At 31.3% G+C, this 24,178-nt stretch carries 23 protein-coding genes and 1 other annotated feature; of the genes, 7 read left to right on the top strand and 16 right to left on the bottom strand.

Translation table 11 applies throughout. The features are described 5' to 3' along the window. Nucleotides 1-47: 47 nt before the first annotated feature. Complete coding sequence (locus ACWJKP_RS13620) at nt 48-203, bottom strand: hypothetical protein (RefSeq protein WP_165412254.1); 156 nt, start codon at nt 201-203, stop codon at nt 48-50. Between the two features lie 305 nt (nt 204-508). After that, nucleotides 509-763 (top strand) — a binding site (T-box leader). 111 nt (nt 764-874) lie between these two features. Between ACWJKP_RS13620 and brnQ the strand changes: the two genes are divergently transcribed. Further along, entirely contained in the window at nt 875-2,212 is a 1,338-nt protein-coding gene (gene brnQ, locus ACWJKP_RS13625) for a branched-chain amino acid transport system II carrier protein (protein ID WP_462961213.1), read from the top strand. Nucleotides 2,213-2,677: 465 nt separating this feature from the next. After that, complete coding sequence (locus tag ACWJKP_RS13630) at nt 2,678-4,063, top strand: L,D-transpeptidase family protein (RefSeq protein ID WP_165412253.1); 1,386 nt, start codon at nt 2,678-2,680, stop codon at nt 4,061-4,063. A gap of 136 nt (nt 4,064-4,199) precedes the next feature. Here ACWJKP_RS13630 and ACWJKP_RS13635 read toward each other — a convergent pair whose 3' ends face one another. The 12 genes from ACWJKP_RS13635 to ACWJKP_RS13690 form a co-directional block, all read right to left on the bottom strand. Continuing rightward, nucleotides 4,200-5,612, bottom strand: a complete 1,413-nt coding sequence (locus ACWJKP_RS13635) for an alanine/glycine:cation symporter family protein (protein WP_165412308.1) — start codon at nt 5,610-5,612, stop codon at nt 4,200-4,202. 756 nt (nt 5,613-6,368) lie between these two features. After that, complete coding sequence (gene dltD, locus ACWJKP_RS13640) at nt 6,369-7,562, bottom strand: D-alanyl-lipoteichoic acid biosynthesis protein DltD (protein WP_165412252.1); 1,194 nt, start codon at nt 7,560-7,562, stop codon at nt 6,369-6,371. Then, a complete protein-coding gene (locus ACWJKP_RS13645) occupies nt 7,562-7,801 on the bottom strand; it encodes a phosphopantetheine-binding protein (protein ID WP_165412251.1) in 240 nt (79 codons plus the stop codon). The genes dltD and ACWJKP_RS13645 overlap by 1 nt, the downstream gene beginning before the upstream one ends. 13 nt (nt 7,802-7,814) lie before the next feature. Continuing rightward, entirely contained in the window at nt 7,815-8,960 is a 1,146-nt protein-coding gene (gene dltB / locus ACWJKP_RS13650; RefSeq protein ID WP_165412250.1) for a D-alanyl-lipoteichoic acid biosynthesis protein DltB, read from the bottom strand. Next, nucleotides 8,961-10,436, bottom strand: a complete 1,476-nt coding sequence (dltA, locus tag ACWJKP_RS13655) for a D-alanine--poly(phosphoribitol) ligase subunit DltA (RefSeq protein ID WP_165412249.1) — start codon at nt 10,434-10,436, stop codon at nt 8,961-8,963. Nucleotides 10,437-11,144: 708 nt separating this feature from the next. Further along, nucleotides 11,145-12,518 carry a sensor histidine kinase gene (locus ACWJKP_RS13660; RefSeq protein ID WP_165412248.1) on the bottom strand — a complete coding sequence of 458 codons (1,374 nt, stop codon included), beginning with the start codon at nt 12,516-12,518 and terminating at the stop codon, nt 11,145-11,147. After that, nucleotides 12,509-13,168 (bottom strand): response regulator transcription factor, encoded by a 660-nt coding sequence (locus tag ACWJKP_RS13665; RefSeq protein WP_462961214.1) that lies wholly within the window; start codon nt 13,166-13,168, stop codon nt 12,509-12,511. Before ACWJKP_RS13665 ends, ACWJKP_RS13660 begins: the two co-directional genes overlap by 10 nt. A 117-nt stretch (nt 13,169-13,285) precedes the next feature. Next, a complete protein-coding gene (locus tag ACWJKP_RS13670; RefSeq protein ID WP_165413965.1) occupies nt 13,286-13,789 on the bottom strand; it encodes a NisI/SpaI family lantibiotic immunity lipoprotein in 504 nt (167 codons plus the stop codon). Nucleotides 13,790-13,801: 12 nt separating this feature from the next. Continuing rightward, nucleotides 13,802-14,557 (bottom strand): lantibiotic immunity ABC transporter MutG family permease subunit, encoded by a 756-nt coding sequence (locus ACWJKP_RS13675; RefSeq protein WP_165413964.1) that lies wholly within the window; start codon nt 14,555-14,557, stop codon nt 13,802-13,804. Nucleotide 14,558: 1 nt separating this feature from the next. Beyond that, a complete protein-coding gene (locus ACWJKP_RS13680; RefSeq protein WP_165413963.1) occupies nt 14,559-15,284 on the bottom strand; it encodes a lantibiotic immunity ABC transporter MutE/EpiE family permease subunit in 726 nt (241 codons plus the stop codon). After that, a complete protein-coding gene (locus ACWJKP_RS13685) occupies nt 15,284-15,991 on the bottom strand; it encodes a lantibiotic protection ABC transporter ATP-binding protein (protein ID WP_165413962.1) in 708 nt (235 codons plus the stop codon). The genes ACWJKP_RS13680 and ACWJKP_RS13685 overlap by 1 nt, the downstream gene beginning before the upstream one ends. Before the next feature lie 211 nt (nt 15,992-16,202). After that, nucleotides 16,203-17,429, bottom strand: coding sequence for a D-alanyl-D-alanine carboxypeptidase family protein (locus tag ACWJKP_RS13690; protein WP_165413967.1), 1,227 nt, complete (start codon nt 17,427-17,429; stop codon nt 16,203-16,205). A gap of 401 nt (nt 17,430-17,830) precedes the next feature. Between ACWJKP_RS13690 and ACWJKP_RS13695 the strand changes: the two genes are divergently transcribed. Beyond that, on the top strand, nt 17,831-17,971 hold the full coding sequence (locus tag ACWJKP_RS13695) for an aspartyl-phosphate phosphatase Spo0E family protein (RefSeq protein WP_224578870.1): 141 nt from the start codon (nt 17,831-17,833) through the stop codon (nt 17,969-17,971). 48 nt (nt 17,972-18,019) lie between these two features. On the opposite strand, the gene ACWJKP_RS13700 is transcribed toward ACWJKP_RS13695, so the two are convergent. Further along, nucleotides 18,020-18,193 (bottom strand): hypothetical protein, encoded by a 174-nt coding sequence (locus ACWJKP_RS13700; protein ID WP_165413960.1) that lies wholly within the window; start codon nt 18,191-18,193, stop codon nt 18,020-18,022. Nucleotides 18,194-18,296: 103 nt separating this feature from the next. Beyond that, complete coding sequence (gene tlp / locus ACWJKP_RS13705) at nt 18,297-18,524, bottom strand: small acid-soluble spore protein Tlp (protein WP_165413959.1); 228 nt, start codon at nt 18,522-18,524, stop codon at nt 18,297-18,299. A gap of 202 nt (nt 18,525-18,726) precedes the next feature. Here tlp and ACWJKP_RS13710 point away from each other — a divergent pair, with 202 nt between their 5' ends. Then, the gene (locus ACWJKP_RS13710) at nt 18,727-19,785 is read left to right on the top strand and encodes an AI-2E family transporter (protein ID WP_165413958.1); all 1,059 of its coding nucleotides are present in this window, start codon (nt 18,727-18,729) and stop codon (nt 19,783-19,785) included. 213 nt (nt 19,786-19,998) lie between these two features. On the opposite strand, the gene ACWJKP_RS13715 is transcribed toward ACWJKP_RS13710, so the two are convergent. Continuing rightward, the gene (locus ACWJKP_RS13715) at nt 19,999-20,898 is read right to left on the bottom strand and encodes a LysM peptidoglycan-binding domain-containing protein (RefSeq protein ID WP_165413957.1); all 900 of its coding nucleotides are present in this window, start codon (nt 20,896-20,898) and stop codon (nt 19,999-20,001) included. A gap of 265 nt (nt 20,899-21,163) precedes the next feature. On the opposite strand from ACWJKP_RS13715, the gene ACWJKP_RS13720 reads away from it, so the two are divergent. The 3 genes from ACWJKP_RS13720 to ACWJKP_RS13730 are packed head-to-tail and all read left to right on the top strand — an operon-like array spanning nt 21,164 to nt 24,090. Then, entirely contained in the window at nt 21,164-22,102 is a 939-nt protein-coding gene (locus ACWJKP_RS13720; RefSeq protein WP_165413956.1) for an acyl-CoA dehydratase activase-related protein, read from the top strand. Continuing rightward, complete coding sequence (locus tag ACWJKP_RS13725) at nt 22,056-23,153, top strand: acyl-CoA dehydratase activase-related protein (RefSeq protein WP_165413955.1); 1,098 nt, start codon at nt 22,056-22,058, stop codon at nt 23,151-23,153. Before ACWJKP_RS13720 ends, ACWJKP_RS13725 begins: the two co-directional genes overlap by 47 nt. Next, on the top strand, nt 23,134-24,090 hold the full coding sequence (locus ACWJKP_RS13730) for an acyl-CoA dehydratase activase (protein WP_165413954.1): 957 nt from the start codon (nt 23,134-23,136) through the stop codon (nt 24,088-24,090). The genes ACWJKP_RS13725 and ACWJKP_RS13730 overlap by 20 nt, the downstream gene beginning before the upstream one ends. Nucleotides 24,091-24,178 lie beyond the last annotated feature (88 nt).

Raw genomic sequence — 24,178 nt, forward strand, 5'->3', positions numbered from 1 at the left:
ACAAATCCCCTTGTTAATTATGATAACTTTCATTCTATACTTATAGATTATCTACCAACTAATCCTCCACCATTACCTGATGCTGGACTTTGTGGTCCGTAAATTGGTGGTCTCTTAGCATTCTTTTGACTTGAAGATTTGGCTTTTTTTTCTTCAATAATTTTTTTCATTATTTCCATGTTTTTGTTTATATTATTTTTCATATTTTTTACCTTCTTTTTTTTATTTTTTACATCTTTTATATAAAAAAAATTAACTTCTACCTTCTAATTTAATATTAAGAATAAATATTTTCAAGGTATGATTTATTATTTTATTAATCTATTATACCCTAAAAACAATCCTTTGAGTGACACCTATTAACTAATATTTAAAAAGTAATTATCTTTACTTCCAATCTTTATAAAGAGTCAGATTCTTGTCAAAAACTGGGTTAATTTTAATAGTAATATTATTTATTTATTGACAATTCTTTTTTAATATGATATATTCTTTTTTAATATAAATTATAAATTTGATGACGAGAAAGAGTACGTTTTAGTATCTGTTCTAAAGAGAGTTGACATTTGGTGAGAGTCAACGTTCAGTCTATATCCGAAAATCATCTCTGAGAAGTAAACCTGAAATATAATAAGGTTTAATGGTTGTCCACCATTACAAGGAACAGATATCGATTGGTATCTTGCTAAGTGCTATTAAAGTTATTCATTATAATTTTAATAGATTTAGGGTGGTAACACGTGCATACTCGCTCGTCCCTTTTATAGGGACGGGCTTTTTTTATTTTAAAGGGGGTGGTTTAGTGGATAGCGACATTGATATTAGCGATATAATACCAAAATTTAAAAAAAATAATATTTATGGAGGAATTACTATGAATAAATTATCAAGAAAAAGTTTAATGCTAGTTAGTTTAATGCTATTTTCAATGTTTTTTGGAGCTGGAAACTTAATCTTCCCTCCTGTACTTGGACAAATGTCAGGTACAAATCTTTTATTTTCGTTATCTGGCTTCCTTGCCTCTGCAGTAGGTCTACCAATCCTGGCTGTCGCAGTTGTTGCAAAAGCTGATGGTCTTCAAAATTTAGCTGGCAGAGTTAATAAACCCTTTGCGCTTATTTTCACATTATTAATATATTTATCAATAGGACCATTTTTAGGCATACCTCGTGCTGCAAGTTTGTCTTTTGAAACAAGCATAGCACCATTTTTACCACCATCAGTTATTGGTGGAGCTTTACCTCTTTTTCTATATACATTGTGTTTCTTTGGTTTAGCTTTTTGGCTAAGTATGAATCCTAATAAATTAATGGATCGTTTTGGGAAGGTACTAACCCCTGCTATCTTAATACTTATATTAATTGTATTTATAGGTAGTTTAGTAAAACCAATTGGTAGCTTCAATGCTCCAATTGGAGATTATGCTAGCTTTCCTGTGTTAAAAGGATTCTTGGATGGATACATGACTATGGATGCCATCGCTGCACTTAATTTTGGTATAGTTGTTGCATTAGTTTTAAAGAAACAAGGAATTACAGATGAAAAAGCTTTAAGCTCCTATACAATAAAAGCTGGACTTATAGCTGGTCTTGTTTTAACTGTAATATATCTAATGCTTTCATGCCTAGGCGCTGCTGCTCAAACTAGATTTGGTGCTACAAAAAATGGAGCGCAAACATTAACAAATGTAGTATCTTACCTTTTTAATGCAAATGGTCTTATAATACTTGGTTTAACTTTTGGACTTGCTTGCCTTACAACTTGCGTTGGTCTTATAACATCATGTAGTGAATACTTCTCAAGGATGGTTCCAAAGGTTAACTATAAAATTTGGGTTACTGCAATAACACTATTTAGTATGTTATTTGCAAATGTAGGCTTAACTAAACTATTAAGTATATCTGTACCTGTTTTAACAGTCATATATCCTATGGCGATAGTACTTATTGTACTTGCATTCTCCCATAACCTATTTAAAGGTTATAGCTCTGTATATTCTTTCAGCATGCTATTTACTGCTGTTTTTAGTATATTTGATTCATTAGATCAAGTTGGACTTAAAATGTCATTTTTGAGTTCTATACCTTTATTTAAGCAGGGTCTTGTTTGGGTAGTTCCATCGTTAGTTGGTGCTGTAATAGGGTGGTTTTTTAGCATGGTAAAAGATTCTTCTTTTTCAAAAGAAATCTCTTTAAATAAATATAATAAATAATGAAATTCAAGGGGATGCCACAACCGTGTGCATTCCTTTAATTTTTGTCTAGCACAATTTTCCCTTTTTCTTCATAACTCGCTAATAAAAACTTGTTGTGATATAATTAATCTATATGGTAGATCATTGCAAAGATACTATTTTAATTTCATATTGTTTAATTAACGCAGCGCCAACTAATTTTGATGTCGCATTAAATAATTAGTTAAGGGGTCTTTTTTATTATGAAAAATAACAGTATTTGTCTTACAACTGAAAATTTAAGCGAATTACTTTAGCGACATTTCAGAAGGAAAGTCCTCCACTACTGTAAGTGGGGCGTTAGAGCATCATTCGTTAATCTCTGCTTTTATTAACGAATATTTTACATGAATGTAAAAATATTCGCTAAGGTTACTTTACATTTCCTACATATTGGAATATGATTAATATGAAATACTAAATTTACATTAAAAGAGGTGCCTCATGGAAATACAAACAATAAAACGCAAAAAATCTATTCGTATTAGTATAATTTCTTTTTCTATTATCTTTGTTCTATATTTAGGTATGTCAATATATTTTAATAACCATTTTTATTTTGGTTCTGTAATTAATGGCATAAATGCTTCTGGTAAAACAGTAGATGAATTAGATAAAGCCTTATTATCAAAATGCAAAACATATACACTGACCCTTCAAGAACGAAGTGGTGTGAATGAACAACTTAAAGCTGCTGACATTGGACTTAAATATAATGCAAAGGATAAAATTCAAGTTTTAAAAGACAGTCAGAATTCTTTTGCGTGGATTTATGAAGTTTTTAATTCAAAAGCTTCTGAACTACCTGACATAGTGACCTATGATGAAAAACTATTAAAAAAACATTTTGATAAACTCTCTTGTTTTGATAACAAGAAAGCAATTAAACCTAAAAATCCTAGTTTTAAATATTCAGATACCGGCTATGTGATTGTAAAAGAAATTATGGGAAACATAATCAATAGCAAGCAAATGTATGCAACTGTAGTAAATGCAATTCTCAAAGGCGAAACAACAATAAATTTGGAGACAACAAATCAATACATTAATCCAAAATATAATTCAAGTTCCAAAGAAGTTAAAAACACTAAAATTTTGCTAGATAAATATGTAGCTTCAAAAATCACTTATACCTTTACTGGAGGTAAGAAAGTTTTAGATGGTTCTATAATACACAACTGGCTAGTAGTTAATGACAACCTTGCAATTTCATTCGATGAAAATAAAATGAAAGATTATGTAAGCGAACTGAGCAATAATTATAATACCTATGGTAATGAAAGAAATTTTGCTACATCATACGGAACAACGGTAAATGTAGGTGGGGGCGATTATGGATGGTTAGTTGATCGCACAGGAGAAGTCAATGATTTAATTGTTTCTATAAAAGGTGGACAAACCATAACAAAACAGCCCAAGTATGCCCAAACCGCAGTATCTCATGATGCAAATGATATCGGGAATACCTATGTGGAAATCAATTTGACAAACCAACATATGTGGTTTTATAAGAATGGTGCTCTTATTGTAGAAGGAGATGTTGTTACTGGTGATGTAAGCAAAAATACACCAACACCATCAGGTGTTTATGCATTAAAATGGAAAGCAAAAAATACCAGCTTAAAGGGACCGGGTTACAATACACCTGTCAATTGCTTTATGCCATTTAATGGTGGCATTGGGATACATGGTGCACCGTGGAAACACTCCTTTGGTGGAAGTATATATTTAACAAATGGTTCTCATGGTTGTATAAATGCATCAGACGATTTTGCAATGACGATATATAATAATATTGATGTTAATACTCCGGTTATTTGTTATTTTTAATGATTTGATAAAGTCTTAATTATAATTGTGTTTTCACAAAAAAATAAACTGCGATCCAAATCATGGATCGCAGTTTATTTTAATTTCCATCTTTTTTATTAGCACACATAATAAGAGTTATTTAAATTGAGGTAAATTATTCTTCATCCCAACATTCCACGTTTTTTAATCCTTCAATAGAGTTCTTTGTGAATACGGGATTCTTACCCTGCTTTTTCTGGAAGGTGTAGTCTTTTAATGCTGCAAAAGCAATTTTACCAAGTTGGAATATAGCGATTAAATTAATTATTGCCATTAAGCCCATAAATAAATCCGCTAAATCCCAAACTACTTGAATCTTTACTACAGAGCCAACAAAAACCATACCTACAACAGTAATTCTATATAATAAAACATATATTTTATTTGAGTTAATAAATTCTATATTTGTCTCGCCATAATAGTAATTTCCTACAATTGAGCTAAATGCAAATAAGAATATACATACAGCAATAAAGGTACTTCCCCAAGCCCCAACTTGTGAGCTTAAAGCATTTTGCGTAAGCTGTATTCCAGTTAATCCTTTAGTTGTATAAGTTCCAGATAATAATATTATAAATGCTGTTGCACTACATATTAAAATTGTGTCCGTAAATACTCCTAAAGTTTGAATCAGTCCTTGCTTTACAGGGTGAGTTACTTCTGCTGTTGCCGCCGCATTAGGAGCACTTCCCATTCCAGCTTCATTTGAGAAAAGTCCTCGTTTAATCCCCATCATCATTGCCGCACCTATACCACCGCCTAAAGCTTGTTCAAAACCAAACGCACTTCTAAATATAAGTGAAATTACTGATGGTAGAGAAGAAATATTTTTAAGAATAACAAATATAGCAACTAACAGGTATGCAACAGCCATTATAGGAACAATGATTTCTGTAACCTTAGCTATTCTTTGAACTCCACCAAAAATTATAATTGCTGTAGATATTGATAAAATTAAACCAGTAATTATAGTTTTAACACCAAAAGCTTCTTGAAAAGCAAGTGATATAGTGTTTGATTGAACAGAGTTAAATACAAGACCAAAACATACAGTAATTAATACAGAAAAAATAATTCCCATCCATCTTTTATTAAGTGCTTTTTCCATATAGTATGCAGGCCCACCTCTATAGCCATGTTTATCTTTAACTTTATAAATTTGAGCTAGAGTGCTTTCAACAAAGCTTGAAGCACCGCCTATTAAAGCAATTAGCCACATCCAAAATATTGCACCAGGACCACCAAGCGCTATAGCAATAGCAACTCCAGCAAGATTTCCAGTTCCAACTCTAGAAGCAGTACTTATGCAAAATGCTTGAAATGAAGATGTACCTTTCTTTTTATCAGATTTAGAAATAGATTTCCCCACACTTTCAGTTAAAAGAGAAATCATTTCTTTTAAATATCTAAATTGAACAAATTTTGTTTTAAAAGAAAAATATAGCCCCATAAAAATAAGTAGTGCAATAAGTATATAGGACCATAGAATATCATTTGTCTTGCCGATAATTGTTTGTAAAAAGTTCATCATTTTATCCTCCCCTTCTTTTGTAAATTTAATATTTTATAGATATATATGAGTTAAATTCAAATTTATTGTACCACAGAAAAACGCAAAACCCAGAAATTAGAATATTCCAAAAATAACGTTTTTAAAATTATGTTAGATAATATAGCTTCAAATTGCTTATATACAATGAATAATCTTTTTAAAAAACTTTAAACCTTTTTTCTTATTATCAAAAATATGAATATATTATTTATACAAAATTCAAAATTCTAATTAATAAAACTAAGAAAGCCAGTCCTGTTTCTATAGAAAATTAGTATATATAACATATTATTTATATGATATAAGAACATAAGGTTAAATCATCTCCTGCGGAACTACAATGTTAACGACTTCATTAGGAGATTTATACTTCCACTGAAGTTTTCTATTTGTTAGGGTATATAACTCCCACTTATAGAATTGGGAGACTTTCCTTCTGAAATGTCGTTAAACCCTATATAGTTTTTAAAAACCTATCCTTCATCATTATACTATTATATTAAGAAATTTTGCAATAAATAATTGAAAATTAAAAATAATGCAAAAACTCTCTGTAGCTGCAGAGAGTTTTTTGTATTATTTAGAATGTTACATATAGATAGTACTACATGCATAATTGTATAGCTTTAAAACTGATTATATATATATGAAATTTTAACATCTGGCTGAAATAAAAATACATAACTACAGCCTAAAATGACAATAATATACATAGTTGTCATAAAAATTATATTAGTTTTCATTTTTGTTATAAAATTTATCAATAGTTTCATTAACATATACCCAACCTTTCCAGCCTAAGTGTGAACTATCCATTAGAAAGTAATTTTCATTTTCATATTTTGAAAAATCAGCAACTTCAAATCCATAAGAATTAACCATAGTGTTTATTTTCTTATAATAAGCTAGCCTATCATTTTTATTAAATCCAGCATAGTCATACCACTTGCCGTTTACAGGGATATTTAGAAATAGTGGTTTGATTCCTTGTTCTTTACAAACATCTAACAACAATTTAAAATCTTCATATTCAGGAGATACTTTATAAGAGTCCTTTTTCATAGACCCCTTTATTTCATGAAGATTTCCTCTAATCGCGTGTTTATACGCATTATTGTCCATACCAAATTTATTATTATTAGACTTTGATTCTGCGATCTCCGTGGCTTTTTTTAATTCCGCATTCCAGTTAATATTTGTATGCTTCGTCTCATTATATTTTGCAAGTTTAGGCTTAAGATATTTAATGCTATTTATATTGTCCTTTAACATTAATTGCTCGTATCTTATCCTGTAATAAGGGGTCATTAAATATCTCTTAGATGTACTTAATAGGTCATTATTACTATAAAGAGAGCAGTAGTCTCTCATAATATCAAAGTGTTTATTTGCCTTTTTGTCAGTAATTGATATTATTCTTTTAGAAAACTCTTGCTTTGTAGTTAAACTAATATCCCTATTAAACAAAAATCCATATACCTGTGCTTCAGAAGAATTGGCTTCGAACTCATTTTCATTAATGCCGTTCTTTAAAAACCATTGTGGAGAAAGTACGAAAACCACTTTTTTCCCCGTAAGTTCCTTACCAATTGCTCCAAAATTAGCAGTATGTACTAAGGATTTATAACCTCCTTGTCCTATAATATTGATTTGGAAACCATTTTTTTTATCATTAAAAACCTTAATTGGATGAGTAGAATATGCAGTAGTCTTTACAACTTCAGAGGAACCAAACATAAAAAGATTATCACCTTGTCTTGCTCCCATGCTTTGAAGTGCTACGCTTTTAAATTTATATGCAGATAAATTTTCTCCGAATTTATCATAATATTTTTTTGAAATAAGACCTTTATAATAGCTTTGATAACAAAATAAAAAACAAATACTAATAATAATAGAACAAGCGAAAGCTATGACCTTTTTCATTACATTCTACATTCAGAGAGAGTTTGAATGTATTCAATAATTTTGTTTGGCGTTTCTATATCTCCTCTTTCAACAATTGCAGGATCAAGTTTGATTTTAGCTTTATCCTCTAATTCTACAATCAGTTCAATAATTCCTAATGAATCCAATCTTCCGCTTTCAAATAAATTCACATCACTTTCGTTATGTAAATCCTCACCAGTAATTTCTTCTAATATACTATAAATTAATTCTTGCATATAAATTCCTCCTTTATTTAAATAAATATCCTGAAAATATTAAAAAACTAAAACATATCAAATTAAAAGTTACAAAAGTTGAAGCAATTTTAAAATAACCTTTTCCTTTGATTTTTTTGTAGAGTACTTTTCTCTGAAAACAATCTGTAACTATAAGCAAAATCCCATGAAAGGCACCGTAAACAACATAATTAAACTGAATTCCATGCCATAGCCCCATGGTTATCATATTTATCATGAAACCAATGTAGGAAGCTGTATATCTACTCTTGAACCATTTTTTCTTAATGGCAGTCATTACGAATCTATTATAAATAAAATCTCTAAACCAAAAAGATAAGCTCATGTGCCATCTGTTCCAAAAATCTTTTATATCTTTACTTATAAATGGAAGGTTAAAGTTTTCAGGCGTTTTTATTCCCATTATGTAGCTTACGCCTATGGCAATCAAACTGTAACCGGCAAAATCAAAAAACAAATAAAAGCTATAAGAATACATATATTTAATTGCATTTATTAAAGTGTGTGGTCTTAATGATATTACATTAATAAAATGTTGTTGTATGTAATAACCTATTAAGAATTTGTAGCCTACTCCCTGTAGAATCTTAAATAGTCCATCACCTAAATATTCAACATATTGTCTGGGCTTTATAACCTTATTGCTTTCCTCCGTAAATCTAAGTGAACGGTCAATTGGTCCAGAACTTAAGGTTGGAAAAAACAACATAAAATAAGCAAGATCAAAAATATTTATTTTGGTAATATACCCATCAAAAATTTGTATTAACATCTGAATGACTTTGAAAGTTAAATAAGAAATCCCTAGAAATCCAAGCTCTCTGTGTATAAGTATATCGCTAAACTTTGAGTAGATTAAAGGTGACAGACCTATAAAGATCATTATCCAAAGTAACCATCTTTGTTTAAATTTTTTCACTATAAAGCTGTAAATAATAATCAACAAAAATTCCATTATAAAAAATATAATTAAATATTTAATTTGCTGTTTTGATTTACCAAAAATTAAATACATCATAAATAAGCTTGCCGGTAGTCCATACCATTTTATCCTTTTGCCAAGCAAACCAACAACAATTGCTGGAATTAGCACTAAAATCATTATATAGAAATACAAAAAATCTCCATAAGGAAGCATTTAAAATTCCTCCATTATCTTTTTTCTATCAATTTTTCCATTTCCATTTATCGGTAAACCTTCTATTACCTTTACTTTACGAGGTATCATATATGAAGGCAATAAATCCTTCAAGGAATTTTTAACTGAGGTAATTATATTTCCTTCAAATTTATCATTTAGCACTACAACTGTTGCTAAATATTTAATTTTACCGCTTTCCTTAATAGGTACTACAACTGCATTTTTAATGAAAGGAAGTCTTCTTATGTTGTTTTCAATATCTTCAATCTCCACTCTATAACCATGAAGTTTTATTTGATTATCTATTCGCCCCTCATAATATAATAGACCATTAACTATATAACCAGTATCTCCTGTCCTGTATCCCCTCTTTTTAACATCTAGAATTTCTTTTTCAAAAAATAATTTTTCTGTTAACATAGAATCAGCAAAATAGCCTATACTTACACTGTCACCTACTATTAATATTTCATTTGTATTTTCTTCTATGATTATTTCACAGTCTTTTTTTACGTACCCAACTGGAAGCTTTTCTTTACTTAAAAGCATTTCTTTCTTTATTTCAATTGCAGTTACTGCGACTGTTGCCTCTGTTGGCCCATAGAAATTTATTATTTTAATTTTAGGGAATCTTTCGAATAATTTTTTTACGCATTCCTTAGAAAGTGTTTCCCCACAGAATAACAACTGCCTCAATTTGGGTAATAAATTTTCATTAAATTGCTCACTTTGTAAACACATTTCTGCGAAGGACGGAGTGGAAACCCAAGTTGTAATTCCTGAAGACTTAAAATTTATAAAAAGCTCAGGTAAATTAGCAATCATCTCTTTATCAATACTATATAGTATTGAACCAGAAACCAATGATAAATAAGTATCCATAACAGATAAATCAAAAGAAAAAGGTGCTTGATTCATAAATATTTTATCTTTTTTATCAGTTAAATCCATACTCCAATCGATGAAGCTTTGAATACAATTCTTAGTTATCTGCACTCCCTTTGGATTTCCGGTACTTCCTGAAGTATATATAATGTAATAAACTTCTTCATCCTTAATTCTATAACCCCTACTTGGTATTTTATTCTCGTATTGTAATAAATGTTCTTCTATTTCACTCTTATTCAATATTGTATCTGCAGGAATATCAATTAAATCATCTGATGTGTTTATAATTAGCTTAGCATCCGAAATAAATAAAATATCCTTAATCCTTGTAGTTGGTGTTGAGCTATCCACTGGAATATATGCATGTCCACTTTTTACACAAGCTAAAAAGCATATAAGCATTAAATGATCTTTATGTCCAAAAACTATTATTGGAGTTTTATCTTTTCCAAATAAATCTATAATATTTACAGCAAGTGAATCAGATTTTGTTTTTAATTCCCTATAGGTTAAGTTACTATTCCTATACATATGAGCTACTTTATCGCCAGTACAATAACTTTCGATTGTATCAATAAAGTCCATAAATATGCCTCCTCTCTATATTTCAAAAATCTATTTTCTTCTTTTAATTCTTATTCGCAATCAATATTTATGTTCATTATATAATCTAAATATATTAATAACCCTAAACATTCTATTTAACATAATCCAATGTTTTTGTCTACACACATACATTCATTCATTTTTGCTTAATTATCCATTTTACCTTGCCTCCATTTATATGCACCTTTACAATTTATGGTATAAAGCTACTCCATGTAAAACTTCCCATGTAATTATAAGGCATATTGGGTACAAATGTATACATAAAAGTAAAAAAATAAATAAAATTGTAGATTGCAATATAAAATATCCGAAAATTTCAAGATAAATATAATATTAAGTTGTAATGGTTTTTGCTCCATCATGTTGGCAGATAAACCGTTGAAAATTTTTCAACAATGTAAAATGAATATTCCTTACTTTCTTATATTACAAGAAGGAGTTTAAGAAAATTGTAATTAAACCTTAAGATTTCTTAAGATTAGAGTATACAACTTACCAAAGAGAACTAAAATACTCTGTAATATCGTTCAATTTTGTAGACCCTTTCTACTTTATAGTAAAATAGAACCACAAAATAATTTATGCTTATTTTCAAAAAAAGTCCTCAAGCGATTGAAAACCAATCATTTGAGGACTTTTTTTATTATATTTCCTGAACTTGCTGTCAAAAAAATTTCCATTCCCTTATTTGCAAATTGGAATCTCTATTGTTACCTGTGCGCCATAGGTTACAGGTGAGTTAGCGATATAGATGGTTCCCCCATGCAGATTTACAAATGATTGGGTAATGTGCAGCCCTATCCCATAATGACTTTTCGATGCGCGACTACAATCACCCATATAAAATTGTTTTGTGGCTGATTTGATATCTCCCTTTGAAAAACCCTTTCCACTGTCTGTTGTAATGAATCTTATTTTATTATCCATGGATTTTACATCAAAATAAATTTTTCCGTTATTTGGGGAGTAATCCACCGCATTCGAAATAACATTCATAATGGCACGTTGAAGCAAAGACTTATCAATCATAATCGACCTAGGAACGTCACTTTTAGTAAACTCAACTTTAAGTCCCTTGGTATTGGCAATGGCTTCAAGCTGCTCGTGAATTGTGCCAATAAAATTTTCAAAATCTATCCTTTCCAGTTGTAGAAAAAGAGTTTTTTCTGAGTTTGAAATATCAATCAGTGTTTTGATATATTGATCAATCTGCCTGGTATTTTTTGAAATATAATCAATATATTCTCGTTGCTCCTTATCTAATGTTGAATCAGACAGCAATTCAGCATTTCCTTTGATAATGGTTAGTGGAGTTTTAAGATCATGGGCAAGAGCGGAAATCTGCTCCTTCTTTGCTCCCTCAATATTCCATTGCTGTTCTAATGATTTTTTTAATTCTGTTTTCATGTCTGATATTGATAAAAGTACATTATTGAATTCTTTAATTCCTGAATATTTTATGTCAAAGTCCAAATCCTGCTTCTTGATTTTTTCAGTAGCTTGCAGGAGGGGCCTTAAATGTTTATTTAATTTTTTTGCATAAATAGTGGTAATAATTAAAACAATAGAAAAATATAAGATAACAAAGATTATAATCATAATTATTTCGGGATCTGGTAAATGTTGATTTAAAAACTCAGATTGGTAGCTCATTTGAACATAGTACTGTAAAACACAAAACCCATCTTGCCTTTCAATAAAATAGTAGTACTTTTTACTTCCATTTTTCGGGTAAGTACCTTTAGCATATTCTGTTGCGTTCAGTAAGGACTGACCCTCTAAATTTGTTTTTACAACTTTGTATTTTTTATCAAAAACAGCAAATTTACATCCATAAGGTATCATATTCTCTGTGATTTTAGGTGTAGATGCAAGTAATGATTTGGATTGCCTAGCCAAATCCTCGCTGTAACTTGGTATAAGAATCACACCATTTCTTACGCCTAGATTATAAATCCCCATATTTAGTCCGGCGAAAACAATAAATGCAAGTCCTAAAGTTAATAGATATTTAAAAAAGACTGTTTTTAAAGTAAAAGCTTTTTTCTTTACTTCCATTTGTATCCTATCCCCCATACCGTCTCAATTGGGGACAGTTCAAAAACAGCTAGCTTTGCTCGTATGTTTTTAACATGTTCCGTAATAGCTGAGCTGTCACTTTCACCATCATACCCATAAACGGCCTCGTATATTTTATCCTTTGAAAAAACCTGGCCTTGATTTCTGGCAAGAAATTCGCATATATTATATTCACTTTTGGTAAAGGGAATTTTTTTATCATCTAATAAAATTTCCTTACCAGATAAATCAAACTTCACCCCGGATACGCAAAGAGTACTGCGTCTTTCGCGATTTTCACGCCTAAGGTAAGCATTTACTCTGGCTCTTAGTTCCCCCACTCCAAATGGTTTCGTAATGTAATCATCTGCGCCAAGCCCTAACCCATACATAATATCTATTTCCATAGTTTTTGCGGTAAGAAAAATAATGGGACAGTCTACAATTCCACGAATTTCTTTGCAAAAAGTAAAACCGTCCATACCCGGCATCATAACATCCAGTAAAATCAAATCAAAGTTTGAAAATTCACTAGTTAAAATTTTTTCAGGATTTACAACTGTAGTTACCAAATGATTATCTTTCTGAAGAATATTTTTAATTAAAGCCAGGATATCGGGTTCATCATCGATAACCAAAATTTTTGCCATGTTCCTCACTCCTCGTATGTTCTCTATAAATAGTATAAAGGCAAAATATCATCAATTCAACTTATATTATCCATAAATTCCAAATCATATCGAAGTTTATTATAAGCACTTTTATTTTTACTCCGCAGGAGATAATTTTATGACTGTTTTATCAGTAGACGCGCTTCCTACCGGTATCGCTTTGTAAAAGTTATTATCCACTTGGACGGCAATGGCGTCTTTAGTATCCACATCTTTTATTGAACAAACACTTAGAAAAGAGACAATAAACTTTGCATCTTTGGGGATATTCTCCTTCATATCCTTTATCGTTAACTGGGCAGACGAATCAATTTCCTTTTGTTTAAGTATACAATTATTTTTATCAACAACCGCCACTTGGTTAATAATTCCGTTCCATCCCCCAATTTTAGATTGATCCAATGAAACATTTGAAATTTGATAAGTTACTTCTTTGTAACTAATTTGAGTAGCATTTTTAACATTGACCTTGCAAATAATTTTATCTTTAATTGGATAATGCATTACTTTTTTAATTATAGTATCTTTTGCAAAATACCCTATTACTAGTGTACAAAATAAAACTGCAAGCAAAGGTATCAATATTTTTTTTATCTTCACAACAATTCCTCCTTATTCATATGACTTTCTTCCTTCCCACTTTTTGAACCAAAATAAACTTGCAACAAAGGCTATGCATACGGCAAATAACATGATAAATACTCCTTGCTTCGTATCAACCGCTATTTGAGTAGCGTAGGAATTAACTGAAGGATGATAAATAAATTTGAAAACGAGGTAATCGCAAAATCTTACACCCCATGCACATGGAATAAAATGCCATACTCTATTTCCAAGACCAGTAAGCATCAGAGCAGAAATCAGACTTTCGAAAACTCCAAGCCCTGTGGAAGCTCCTTTTCCAAATTGAAGACTTATGAACATATGCAAGATATAGATGAATATATTCCCTAGAACTAATGCTCCTGCAGCTTTCAAGTAAAATATATTGGGCGTTGTTTGGAATCCAAGTGCAAAGATTCCTACAGCAAGTATAATAGAAAAACTTCCTAATAAAAGTAAAATAATTAGCTTACTCAAATACGTGGTGCATTTTGATTTTGTACTGCACAGTAGTGTTTGAAAATTTCCAGCTTGCTCTTCCTGCTCAATTACTATCCCACTGATTATTCCTATGAGCAAAGGAAATGCAATTGCTAGGACCTCCAAATACCCACTTATTTTTTTTAATGCGCTCCATGAAGATGAACTATAATATGCCAAAAACATGAATGCTCCCGCTAGCGGAATAAGTAGATGAATCCACAGAATAGAAGTATGTCTTAATTTATAAAAATCCGATTTTATACACCTAATTAAAGCAATCATATTAATTAACCTCCTGTTTTTCAAACCAATTAGCGGTAACAATCATTAGCAAAGCAAACAGAATAATGGACAGAATAATTCCAATTGGAACTACGACCGGATTTCGCAATGGATCTCCTATGTCTGCTAGCATTCCATTTGGCAGACTCCCAACAACCGAACACATAATACGTGACGTCCAACTATAAGGACAAATCCACCACATTGATGTACTTACAGCCATAACATTTAATACAGCTCCAACTCCAGCGTTTATCAAAACCGTCCCTAGCATTCCCAGTTTCTTCGCTAAAAACATACAAAGTGGAATCTGCCATAAAGATGTAACTGCAATCAAACCAGCTCCGGCAAATGCGCGAAAAATCGGTACGGTATTGGAAATTAGATAACCTCCTAAAAGAATTCCAACTAGCAAAACCATACATGAGAAAGTCATATAAATCCCATTTGCCAAAACTTTTGAAATCCACACCTTTTTTAAAGAAATCGGCAGACCAAATACAGCCCTATAGCGTAACTTTTTTTCCTCCTTTTCGTTAGTCATTACTGCCATTATTGAAATATATCCCGGCAAAATCATCATGTACCACCAATTAAAGCTATTGAATTGAAACCCGTTTCCGGACATAAATGCAAATAGCAAAGTAACCATAGGTGCAATAAAAATCAGTTTTTTTATAAATGTTCTCTTACACTTTAAATTTTCAGCCTGTAAATATTTAAGCATTATAAATCCTCCTTCCTGTTCTTTTTCACAACCTCTGTGAAAAGCACCTCCAAATCTTCACCAGGATTAATTTTGCCGTTATATCCGAGTACCCCATTGCTTATGATGCCGATGTGGTCTGCAATCAATTCAACCTCAGACAATATATGACTGGAGAGGATGACTGTCATTCCCTGCGCCGGGAAAGAACGTATTAACTCACGTAAATCTTGTATTCCAAGAGGGTCAAGACCGTTTGTAGGCTCATCCAAAATTAGCAATTTAGGTTTATTCAGGAGTGCAATTGCAATTCCAAGTCTCTGCTTCATCCCCATAGAAAATTGTCCTGCTTGCTTTTTCTTTGTGTTTGTCAAATCAACTATTTCTAGGACTTCTTTAATACGGGAATCCGGAAGTCCTAAAAGAATAGTTCGTACTTTAAGGTTTTCAACAGCCGTCAAATTTTCATAAAGAGGTGGAGATTCAATCAAAACTCCTATATTAGAAAGATCCTTCCTGCTCCACTCATGACCTTCGAAAATTATTTCTCCTGATGTTGGATGAAGCATTCCCGTAATCATTTTTAATAGAGTTGATTTTCCAGCACCATTTGGTCCTAGCAATCCATAGACAGAATTTTTCTCAATGGACAGGGAAATATTATTTACCGCACATTGTTTTTTAAAATTCTTGCAAAGATTTTTTGTTTGTAAAATATAATTATTCATATATACTCATCTTCCTTTCGTTTACTATAGTTTTATAATACTAAGTAATTATAAGGATTCTATAAGGAGTTTATTTTTTTCTGCTATTAATTAAATTCTTAGAGTAAATACTTCGCCTTGATGACACTGAAAGTACAAGTATATCAGCCATCCACGTTAAGAAAGGCTGTATTATGGATTTAATATCCATAATACAGCCTTTTATCCACTTTTAAAAATTCCTTTTAAATTTATGGGTTCTTCTTTTTCTCTTATTTAAATTAATAATTCTTATTATAACCGCTATTCCTATTAAAAACAAAATAAATATCCCAGTAGCCATAAGATATATAGGCATATTATTTTTTAGTAAAGATCCTTTCGAAACCGTTGAATACAGCTTGTAATTTTTGACTTTCCCTTTTTCAGTTAGTGTCAAAGTTCCAACGCTCTTATTCCCTTTAAGACTAGAAACAGACATACTGGTTAAGTTTATATTTTCCTTCAACTCTTTTTTGTTTGCTTCGTTGTTATAATAGCTAACGTCTTCTTTAGCTACCAGTGGTACGTTAATAGTTTTCTCTGGACCAAAGAATACAAGCGGTTTGTATTTTAATGTTTCAGTTCTTATAACTGAATTATTTGTATGTAATACTATTGGCTGTAAATTATAGCTATAGTTAATTATGGCTTCCATATCATTGAAAACATAAGTGTCTTTGGCATCCATAACTGATCCCATAACAACTCCCATAACTTCTCTACCATTTCTTTCATAAAAGGCTACAAGACATCTTCCAGCTTGTGAAGTATATCCCGTTTTCCCGCCAATACAACCATCGACGCCAAGGAGTTTGTTGCTATTTTCAATTTTAAAAATTGTACCTTTTGATGTTGATATGGTACTTTTCTTTTTAGTCATTGACTCTTTTACCCATGGGTTTAAAAATGCAGCTCTAGCCAATATACTCATATCATAGGGCGTAGTATAATGATTGGGACGCGAAAGCCCATTAGGAGTTACAAAATGAGTTCCTGTCATGTTCAATTGGGCTGCCTTATCATTCATCGTTTTCTCAAAGTTTGTAGCATTTCCTGAAACATCGTCTGCAATCATATAGGCCAGATCATTCGCTGAATACAGTGACAGTCCATCCATTACGTCAGCACCTGACATAGTTTCATCAAGTCCAATTGGATGAAAATTAACATTTAATGAATCTGCAGGCTGGATTTTTGCACTTTGCGTATATTTTATTTCATCAGTTTTTTCCCTGTTCTCAGCGAGCAATAGCGCGGTCATTAACTTTGTTGTACTTGCTGGGTACGTTAGCTTGTCAACATTTTTCGCGTAAATTACTTCGCCAGTTGCAACATCTACAGTGATGGCTGCTTTCCCGTATATTGTTGGTAAACTAGTAGTGTCATTACTACTAGCCGCGAAAACATTTAAGTTCATAGAAAATACTAGAAATAAAACAATCAGAGTAAATCTTTTTTTATATTTCAACTTTCATCTCTCCATTACTATAATTTATTTGCATGCATTATAAAATACAATTGAAAATAAGACTTTTCAACAGATAATATTTGATTGTATAAAGGAATATTATAGCACATATATGGTTATTCGCACATTGCCATTTTAATCTTGTTCTCAATTTTAACAATAATCATCAAAAAATTAATAAAAAAAACACATTTTATTAATTTTTCATGCATTTATTATGCATGTTTATACATTTTTATACAAAATTTAAATTAATTGCAAAAAAATCCTTGAAAATAATTTCATCACAATGTATAATATAACTCATGCAAGAACTTAGTTCTTATTTTAAAGATAAGGAGAGTACGATTATGATTAGTGATAAGATTGAGAATTTAAGAAATAGATTAAATTCAATAATTTTTCAAAATGAAGAATATGATAAGATATTAAAAACAAGCCAGGAGCTTGATGAATTAATAGTACAGTACATGTATCAAAATAATAATTAAAGACAACCTAAAAAACAACATTCCTGTTTTCACTAAGGATGTTGTTTTTTAGGTTGCTTTAACTTCGATCAACTTTATTTTTACATATCCCTGTTCTTTTGATACGTCTAATGCAACAGACGTCCACTTCGCTGTGTTATTTGTTGCTGGTGGTCCACAGTACCATTTAAACTCAGCAGTTGCACCAAATGAGTCAGCCATTCCTTTAACTATTTGTAGCATTTTTTTAGGAACAAACTCACGGGTTTCGGCCTTAACATACAAAACTCATAAAAACGGTATAGCTAAGTATTGCTATACCGTTTCTGATTATTGTATTCTTACTCTATCTATATCCGTTTTTTTTATCTATTGCCTCTTCTCTAATTTCTGTCCTCATGCCTGTAATAGCTTCTTTTCTTCTCTCATTCTTTTCCTCTAGTGATTTTATAATTTTTTCATCATCTGTTTTTACAATAGCTTCTTCCGCAAGATTAAAATTTTCAATGGAATTATCAATATTCTCCTGAATTTTATCTACATTGTCTCTTCTGTCATCTGGTTTGTTTTTCATAATTTCATCTCCCCTTTTGTTTGATTTAATAAACTATCCATTAATATTATATCTACAAAAATATTTATTATACGACGAAACATTAAAAGAAGAAAGACAAAGACGTTAATGTTAAAATATATCTATTTGTTAGCAATGAATAAGTACATAGCTACATGCTCAAACTATATTATATTGAGTAAATCAAAGGAAGTGTATGACTATGCTTAAAAATAACATACTAAAAAATTTGCTGATTATTAATTTAGTTTTTTTGGCCATACTTCTTTTCAGTAAGATGTTCTTTTTTCATAAAATTATAATCATACTTTTCAAATCATTTTTAACTCCTTTTATATTTTCTGTGTTTTTGTTTTACATTATGAAACCATTAAATACAATTTTCATGAAAAATGGTTTAAATCCAAGTACCTCAGCCCTATTAACATTAATCCTTGGAGTATCCATCGGCACAGGTGTTATAACTTTTTTTAGTAATTATATTGCAATTCAGTTTAATGGAACAATAGAAGAACTAACCAATTTTGTGAGAAGCCAAGACTCTGTTAATCTAATAATGAATAAAATTAATAACTATATACCCCCTGAGGTTTATAAAACATTTGCCAATATAGCTAATACTTATACGCAGAACTTGGTTCATAACCTCATGTTTGCAGTAAAGTATGCAATGCACACATTTTCAACTCTATTTCTTGTGTTAATAATATTATTTTTTCTGCTTAAAGATAGTTGTAAATTTAAAGATAAAATCATGTGCATAATCCCTAAAAAGTATGAAAAACTTGTTTTGAAAATTCTTTCTGAGAGTAATAAGGTATTGGATGCTTATGTTACAGGCCAAGCAAAAGTAGCTCTTTCTTTATCCATTATGATATTTATTGCCTACAAAATAATAGGCATTCCCAATGCTCTACTTTTCTCCTCAATAACTTTTATTTTGGCTTTCATTCCTTTTATAGGTTTTTTTATTTCCATGATTATTCCCTCTATCATCGCTTTAAGCATGGGATTTCTCATGATAGTAAAACTTGCAATTGTATTCATCATTGTACAAACTTTAAAAGGAAGAGTTGTTGTGCCTGCAATTATGTCTCACGCAATGAAAATCCACCCTTTAACTGACATCTTCTTAGTAATAGGTGCAGTTGCAGTAGGTGGACCTTTGGCCGCCTTTGCTGTTGTCCCTATTTACGCTATTATTAAAACAATATTATCTAACTTGTATGAATGCGGCATAATTAAAAAATTCAACAACTAATTCCACTAAAATAAGGATTTTAATTAAGTACTCAACTATAATAATTACTTACTTATAGACTTTTAATAACTGTGTAATTCATAAGAATTAATAGCTCCATTATTAGCCATTAGAAAAGCACCTGTAAATTTTCTACAAGTGCCAATGAATTAAATTACTATTATGTATTGTTGTATTATACTTTTATTTTACACATCTCACTAAACTAATACTTTACTTTTTTATCAATTGTACAAATGTCATATTACCTATTATTCTGGAAACTGGTTGTGGCTCAGTCAATCCTATAGGAGTAGCTCCACTGTAAAAAAACAAAGCTTTATTTGTTGGATCATTTCCCTTAAGTGCTTCGATTGCAGCCTTCATACCACTTGCCTCTGCAGGTCTATTAATGTTACCATTTAATACCGGGGTGAATTGATAACGCCCATTTGTATTTTCATTAATAACAGCCTTGATTGAATTTGGAAAATAACTGCTCTTAACTCTATTCACAACTATTGCGCCTACAGCAACCTGAGCCTCATAACTTTCTCCTCCTGCTTCAGCAGTTATTAACCTAGCTAACAAGTTCAAATCACTATCTGTATATTTTATTGCCGTAGATTTTGTTCGAGCTGTTTGTACTGTTTGTACTGTTTTTTCTGTTTTTGTTGTTTGCGCTGCAGTAGAACTACTACCTCCTGAAATCTTAAGAACTTGTCCTGGGAAAATGGAATCATTCCATTTGTTATTAGCTTTCCTTAAATCATTTAATGATTGTCCACACTTTTTCGCTATTGAAGATAAGCAATCCCCACTTTTAACAGTATAAGTTTTAAGTGAATCACTCTTCGTTTGTGTTGTTTGTTTCACCGTAGCACTAGTTCCTCCTGAAATCTTAAGAACTTGCCCCGGAAAAATAGAATCATTCCATTTGTTATTAGCTTTCCTTAAGTCATTTAATGATTGTCCGTACTTCTTCGCTATTGAAGATAGACAATCCCCACTTTTAACAGTATAAGTTTTAGTTGTTGATGTAGCTGCAAATATATTTTGTGATGTAAGCATCGATACACCAATTGTTAATGTTGTTGTTAATAAAATAGATTTAAGACTTTTAAATTTGGTCATTATTTCCCCTCCTTTTTCCTCCCAGGCTAGTTGACAGGTTAGGGTATAGGCCCCTTAATTTCACTTAAAGCTTCACCCCAAAATTAAATCCCGTACTTCCTTTGGAGTATTATTTTATTATACCATAATAAGACAACGATAAAAATTTTAAACTGTCGTTAAACCATGGATACTAAATCCAGTTTTTTTATATTTTAGGAATACTTTTCAGCTTAATAGTTCAGAATAAAAAAGTAATAGTAAAAAAGGATGTGAGGAGGAAATTATGAAAGTTGGTATTCCTAAAGGCTTATTATATTATAAATACTTTCCTTTTATAGAAAGGTTTTTAATTGAATTAGGTGCAGAAGTAATTACATCTGCTGATACAAACAAAAACATTTTAAATGGAGGGGTTAAATACTGTGTAGACGAGGCATGTCTACCCATAAAGATATTTCATGGACACATACTAGATATAAAGGACAGATGTGATTTACTAATAATACCTAGAATTATGAGGGTCCGCGCACGCGAATTTATATGCCCAAAGTTTTGTGGACTCCCTGAAATGATAATGTATAGCATACCCAATTTGCCAAAGGTAATGACAGAACCTGTATATGCAACTAATGAGAAAGAATTATATTGTTGGTGTAAAAAACTAGCTCGAATGATTACTAAAGATAATAGTAAGGTAAGCGTTGCATTTAACAAAGCCTTAGAAACACAGAGGGATTTTAAATTTGGGATTAAAGATGAAGGCTTTAAAAAAAGTGTTGCTTTAGTAGGACATCCATATAATCTTTACGATACTTTCATTAATATGAATATAGTAAAAAAATTAAACAAACTGGGAGTAGGAGTTGTAACAGATGAATATATGGCGGAAGAACAAATTAAGGCAGAAGTAAAAACTCTTTTTAAAAGGCCCTTTTGGACTTTTGCTGCAAATTCTTATGGATTTACAACTAGTATAGCCAAAAATAATGAAATAGATGGAGCAATATACATATCCTCCTTCGCTTGTGGAATAGACTCTGTTGTACTAGAACTTATTAAAGAAAAAATTGGAGATTTCCCTCTTTTAGTTTTAAAAGTTGATGAACATACTGGTGAAGGCGGCCTAGACACAAGGATTGAGGCCTTTATTGATATGATTGAAAGGAAAAATAATAATGAAGATAACATTTCCACATTTAGGCAACACATATCTTGCAGCTAAAGCACTATTTGATGGACTGGGTATAGAATGCATAGTTCCACCATTTAGTAGTAACGAGGCGTTAGAGCTCGGTTCGAAATTTTCTCCAGAAGAAATGTGCTTACCTTATAAAATTATGATGGGCAATTATTTGCAGAGTATAGAGCTGGGAGCGGATACCATAATTATCCCTGGAAGCTGTGGTCCCTGTAGATTCGGTGAGTACTGTGAATTACAGATGAATGCGCTAAAGAAATTAGGACACGATTTGACTTTTATCGTAGTTGATAGCCCTTTTGACATAGGTAAAGAAGAATTCTTAAGTCGACTATCCAAGATCACGGGTAATCCCATATTAGGTAAAGTCCAAAAAATTAGCGCGCTAAAGGTAGCCTATAATGTAATTGAGCTAATAGAAAAAATTGAGAGTAAAGCACATTATTTAACAGGATTCGAAGTAAACAAAGGAGAATTTAAGAGACTTTTAAAAGAATGTACCCTTAATGCTTCGAAAGCAAGTTCGCCATCACAGATGGTGAATATTCTAAAAGAATATAAGAATAAAATAAGCGAAATTCCTATTAATAAACATAAATCCCCAGTAAAAATTGCAATTATCGGTGAAATTTATACTATAATTGAACCCTTTTCTAATCTTTATATAGAAGATAAGCTTATGGATTATGGGGTCGCCACTAAACGAATGCTTACTCCTAGTTGGTGGATTAAAGATACAGCACTTCGCCCTTTAAAGCTTAACTCAATTGACATAAGAAGAGCCTCTAAAGAATATCTTCCATATTATATCGGTGGGCACGCTAGAGAGTGCATAGGAGAAGTACTAATTGCAGAAAAGGAAAAATTTGATGGAGCCATTCAAATTTTTCCTATGGGATGTATGCCCGAAATTGTATCAAAAGCAATTTTGACTGCAATTTCAAATGATAAAGATTTTCCGATAATGACTTTGATAGTAGACGAAATGACCGGAGAGGCAGGATATATTACTAGAATTGAAGCATTTGTAGATATGTTAGAGAGGAGGAAAAACAATGTACTATATGGGAGTTGATGTGGGATCTGTAAGTACTAACATTGTACTATTGGATAATACATTAAAAGTTATTGAAAAACTATATTTTAGAACAAAAGGTAAACCTATAAAAGCAATCCAAGATGGACTTAAGATTCTAAGTGAAAAATACAATACTAAGCAAATAACCTCAGTTGGAACTACAGGTAGCGGAAGACATATGGCTTCTTTTTTAATAGGTGCTGACATCGTAAAAAATGAAATTACTGCTCATGCAGTGGCAGCACTCGAAATCGATAAAGATGTAAATACCATATTAGAAATTGGAGGGCAAGATTCTAAAATAATACTGTTAAAAAACGGCATAGTTACAGATTTTGCAATGAATACTGTATGTGCAGCAGGAACAGGGTCCTTTCTTGATAGGCAGGCAGAAAGGCTGGAGATACCTATTGAAAATTTTGGAGAGTATGCATTAAAGTCAAAATCTCCTGTAAGAATAGCTGGGAGGTGTGCTGTTTTTGCGGAATCCGACATGATACATAAGCAGCAGCTTGGATATAATGAGGAAGACATAATAGGAGGTCTTTGTGAAGCAATGGTTAGGAATTATCTAAGCAATGTAGGGAAAGGCAAACAAATTCGCTCAAAAATATTCTTCCAAGGTGGAGTTGCAGCGAATATAGGCATTAAAGTAGCTTTTGAAAAAGCCTTAGGCACTGAGATTCATGTTCCAGAGTACTATGATGTAATGGGAGCTATAGGAGCGGCAGTACTCGCAAATGAAGAAGTTATGAGGACAGGAAAAACAAATTTTAAAGGTTTTGAAGTAGCATTTAATGATTTTGTACCTAGAAATATAGAGTGCAATGGTTGTGGTAACAATTGTGAAGTAATTGAAATAAAAGATGGTGAAAAAACTGTAGGCTGTTTTGGAGATAGATGTGGTAAATGGAGCAGTAAGATGGTTATATGATTTTTATGCAAGTTTTCCTCTTGCATCGTTATTAAAATTTCTATCGCATTGATCTCTTATTTCTTAATATATAATTGAATAATTGAAA

The organism is Clostridium sp. CM037, assembly GCF_055081095.1.

What these genes read in the sequence shown, in the direction of transcription:
- ACWJKP_RS13620 (WP_165412254.1), bottom strand. Translation starts at nt 203, where the DNA reads ATGAAAAATAATATAAACAAAAACATGGAAATAATGAAAAAAATTATT.
- brnQ (WP_462961213.1), top strand. Translation starts at nt 875, where the DNA reads ATGAATAAATTATCAAGAAAAAGTTTAATGCTAGTTAGTTTAATGCTA.
- ACWJKP_RS13630 (WP_165412253.1), top strand. Translation starts at nt 2,678, where the DNA reads ATGGAAATACAAACAATAAAACGCAAAAAATCTATTCGTATTAGTATA.
- ACWJKP_RS13635 (WP_165412308.1), bottom strand. Translation starts at nt 5,612, where the DNA reads ATGAACTTTTTACAAACAATTATCGGCAAGACAAATGATATTCTATGG.
- dltD (WP_165412252.1), bottom strand. Translation starts at nt 7,562, where the DNA reads ATGAAAAAGGTCATAGCTTTCGCTTGTTCTATTATTATTAGTATTTGT.
- ACWJKP_RS13645 (WP_165412251.1), bottom strand. Translation starts at nt 7,801, where the DNA reads ATGCAAGAATTAATTTATAGTATATTAGAAGAAATTACTGGTGAGGAT.
- dltB (WP_165412250.1), bottom strand. Translation starts at nt 8,960, where the DNA reads ATGCTTCCTTATGGAGATTTTTTGTATTTCTATATAATGATTTTAGTG.
- dltA (WP_165412249.1), bottom strand. Translation starts at nt 10,436, where the DNA reads ATGGACTTTATTGATACAATCGAAAGTTATTGTACTGGCGATAAAGTA.
- ACWJKP_RS13660 (WP_165412248.1), bottom strand. Translation starts at nt 12,518, where the DNA reads ATGGAAGTAAAGAAAAAAGCTTTTACTTTAAAAACAGTCTTTTTTAAA.
- ACWJKP_RS13665 (WP_462961214.1), bottom strand. Translation starts at nt 13,168, where the DNA reads ATGGCAAAAATTTTGGTTATCGATGATGAACCCGATATCCTGGCTTTA.
- ACWJKP_RS13675 (WP_165413964.1), bottom strand. Translation starts at nt 14,557, where the DNA reads ATGATTGCTTTAATTAGGTGTATAAAATCGGATTTTTATAAATTAAGA.
- ACWJKP_RS13680 (WP_165413963.1), bottom strand. Translation starts at nt 15,284, where the DNA reads ATGCTTAAATATTTACAGGCTGAAAATTTAAAGTGTAAGAGAACATTT.
- ACWJKP_RS13685 (WP_165413962.1), bottom strand. Translation starts at nt 15,991, where the DNA reads ATGAATAATTATATTTTACAAACAAAAAATCTTTGCAAGAATTTTAAA.
- ACWJKP_RS13690 (WP_165413967.1), bottom strand. Translation starts at nt 17,429, where the DNA reads ATGAACTTAAATGTTTTCGCGGCTAGTAGTAATGACACTACTAGTTTA.
- ACWJKP_RS13695 (WP_224578870.1), top strand. Translation starts at nt 17,831, where the DNA reads ATGATTAGTGATAAGATTGAGAATTTAAGAAATAGATTAAATTCAATA.
- ACWJKP_RS13700 (WP_165413960.1), bottom strand. Translation starts at nt 18,193, where the DNA reads ATGCTACAAATAGTTAAAGGAATGGCTGACTCATTTGGTGCAACTGCT.
- tlp (WP_165413959.1), bottom strand. Translation starts at nt 18,524, where the DNA reads ATGAAAAACAAACCAGATGACAGAAGAGACAATGTAGATAAAATTCAG.
- ACWJKP_RS13710 (WP_165413958.1), top strand. Translation starts at nt 18,727, where the DNA reads ATGCTTAAAAATAACATACTAAAAAATTTGCTGATTATTAATTTAGTT.
- ACWJKP_RS13715 (WP_165413957.1), bottom strand. Translation starts at nt 20,898, where the DNA reads ATGACCAAATTTAAAAGTCTTAAATCTATTTTATTAACAACAACATTA.
- ACWJKP_RS13720 (WP_165413956.1), top strand. Translation starts at nt 21,164, where the DNA reads ATGAAAGTTGGTATTCCTAAAGGCTTATTATATTATAAATACTTTCCT.
- ACWJKP_RS13725 (WP_165413955.1), top strand. Translation starts at nt 22,056, where the DNA reads ATGAAGATAACATTTCCACATTTAGGCAACACATATCTTGCAGCTAAA.
- ACWJKP_RS13730 (WP_165413954.1), top strand. Translation starts at nt 23,134, where the DNA reads ATGTACTATATGGGAGTTGATGTGGGATCTGTAAGTACTAACATTGTA.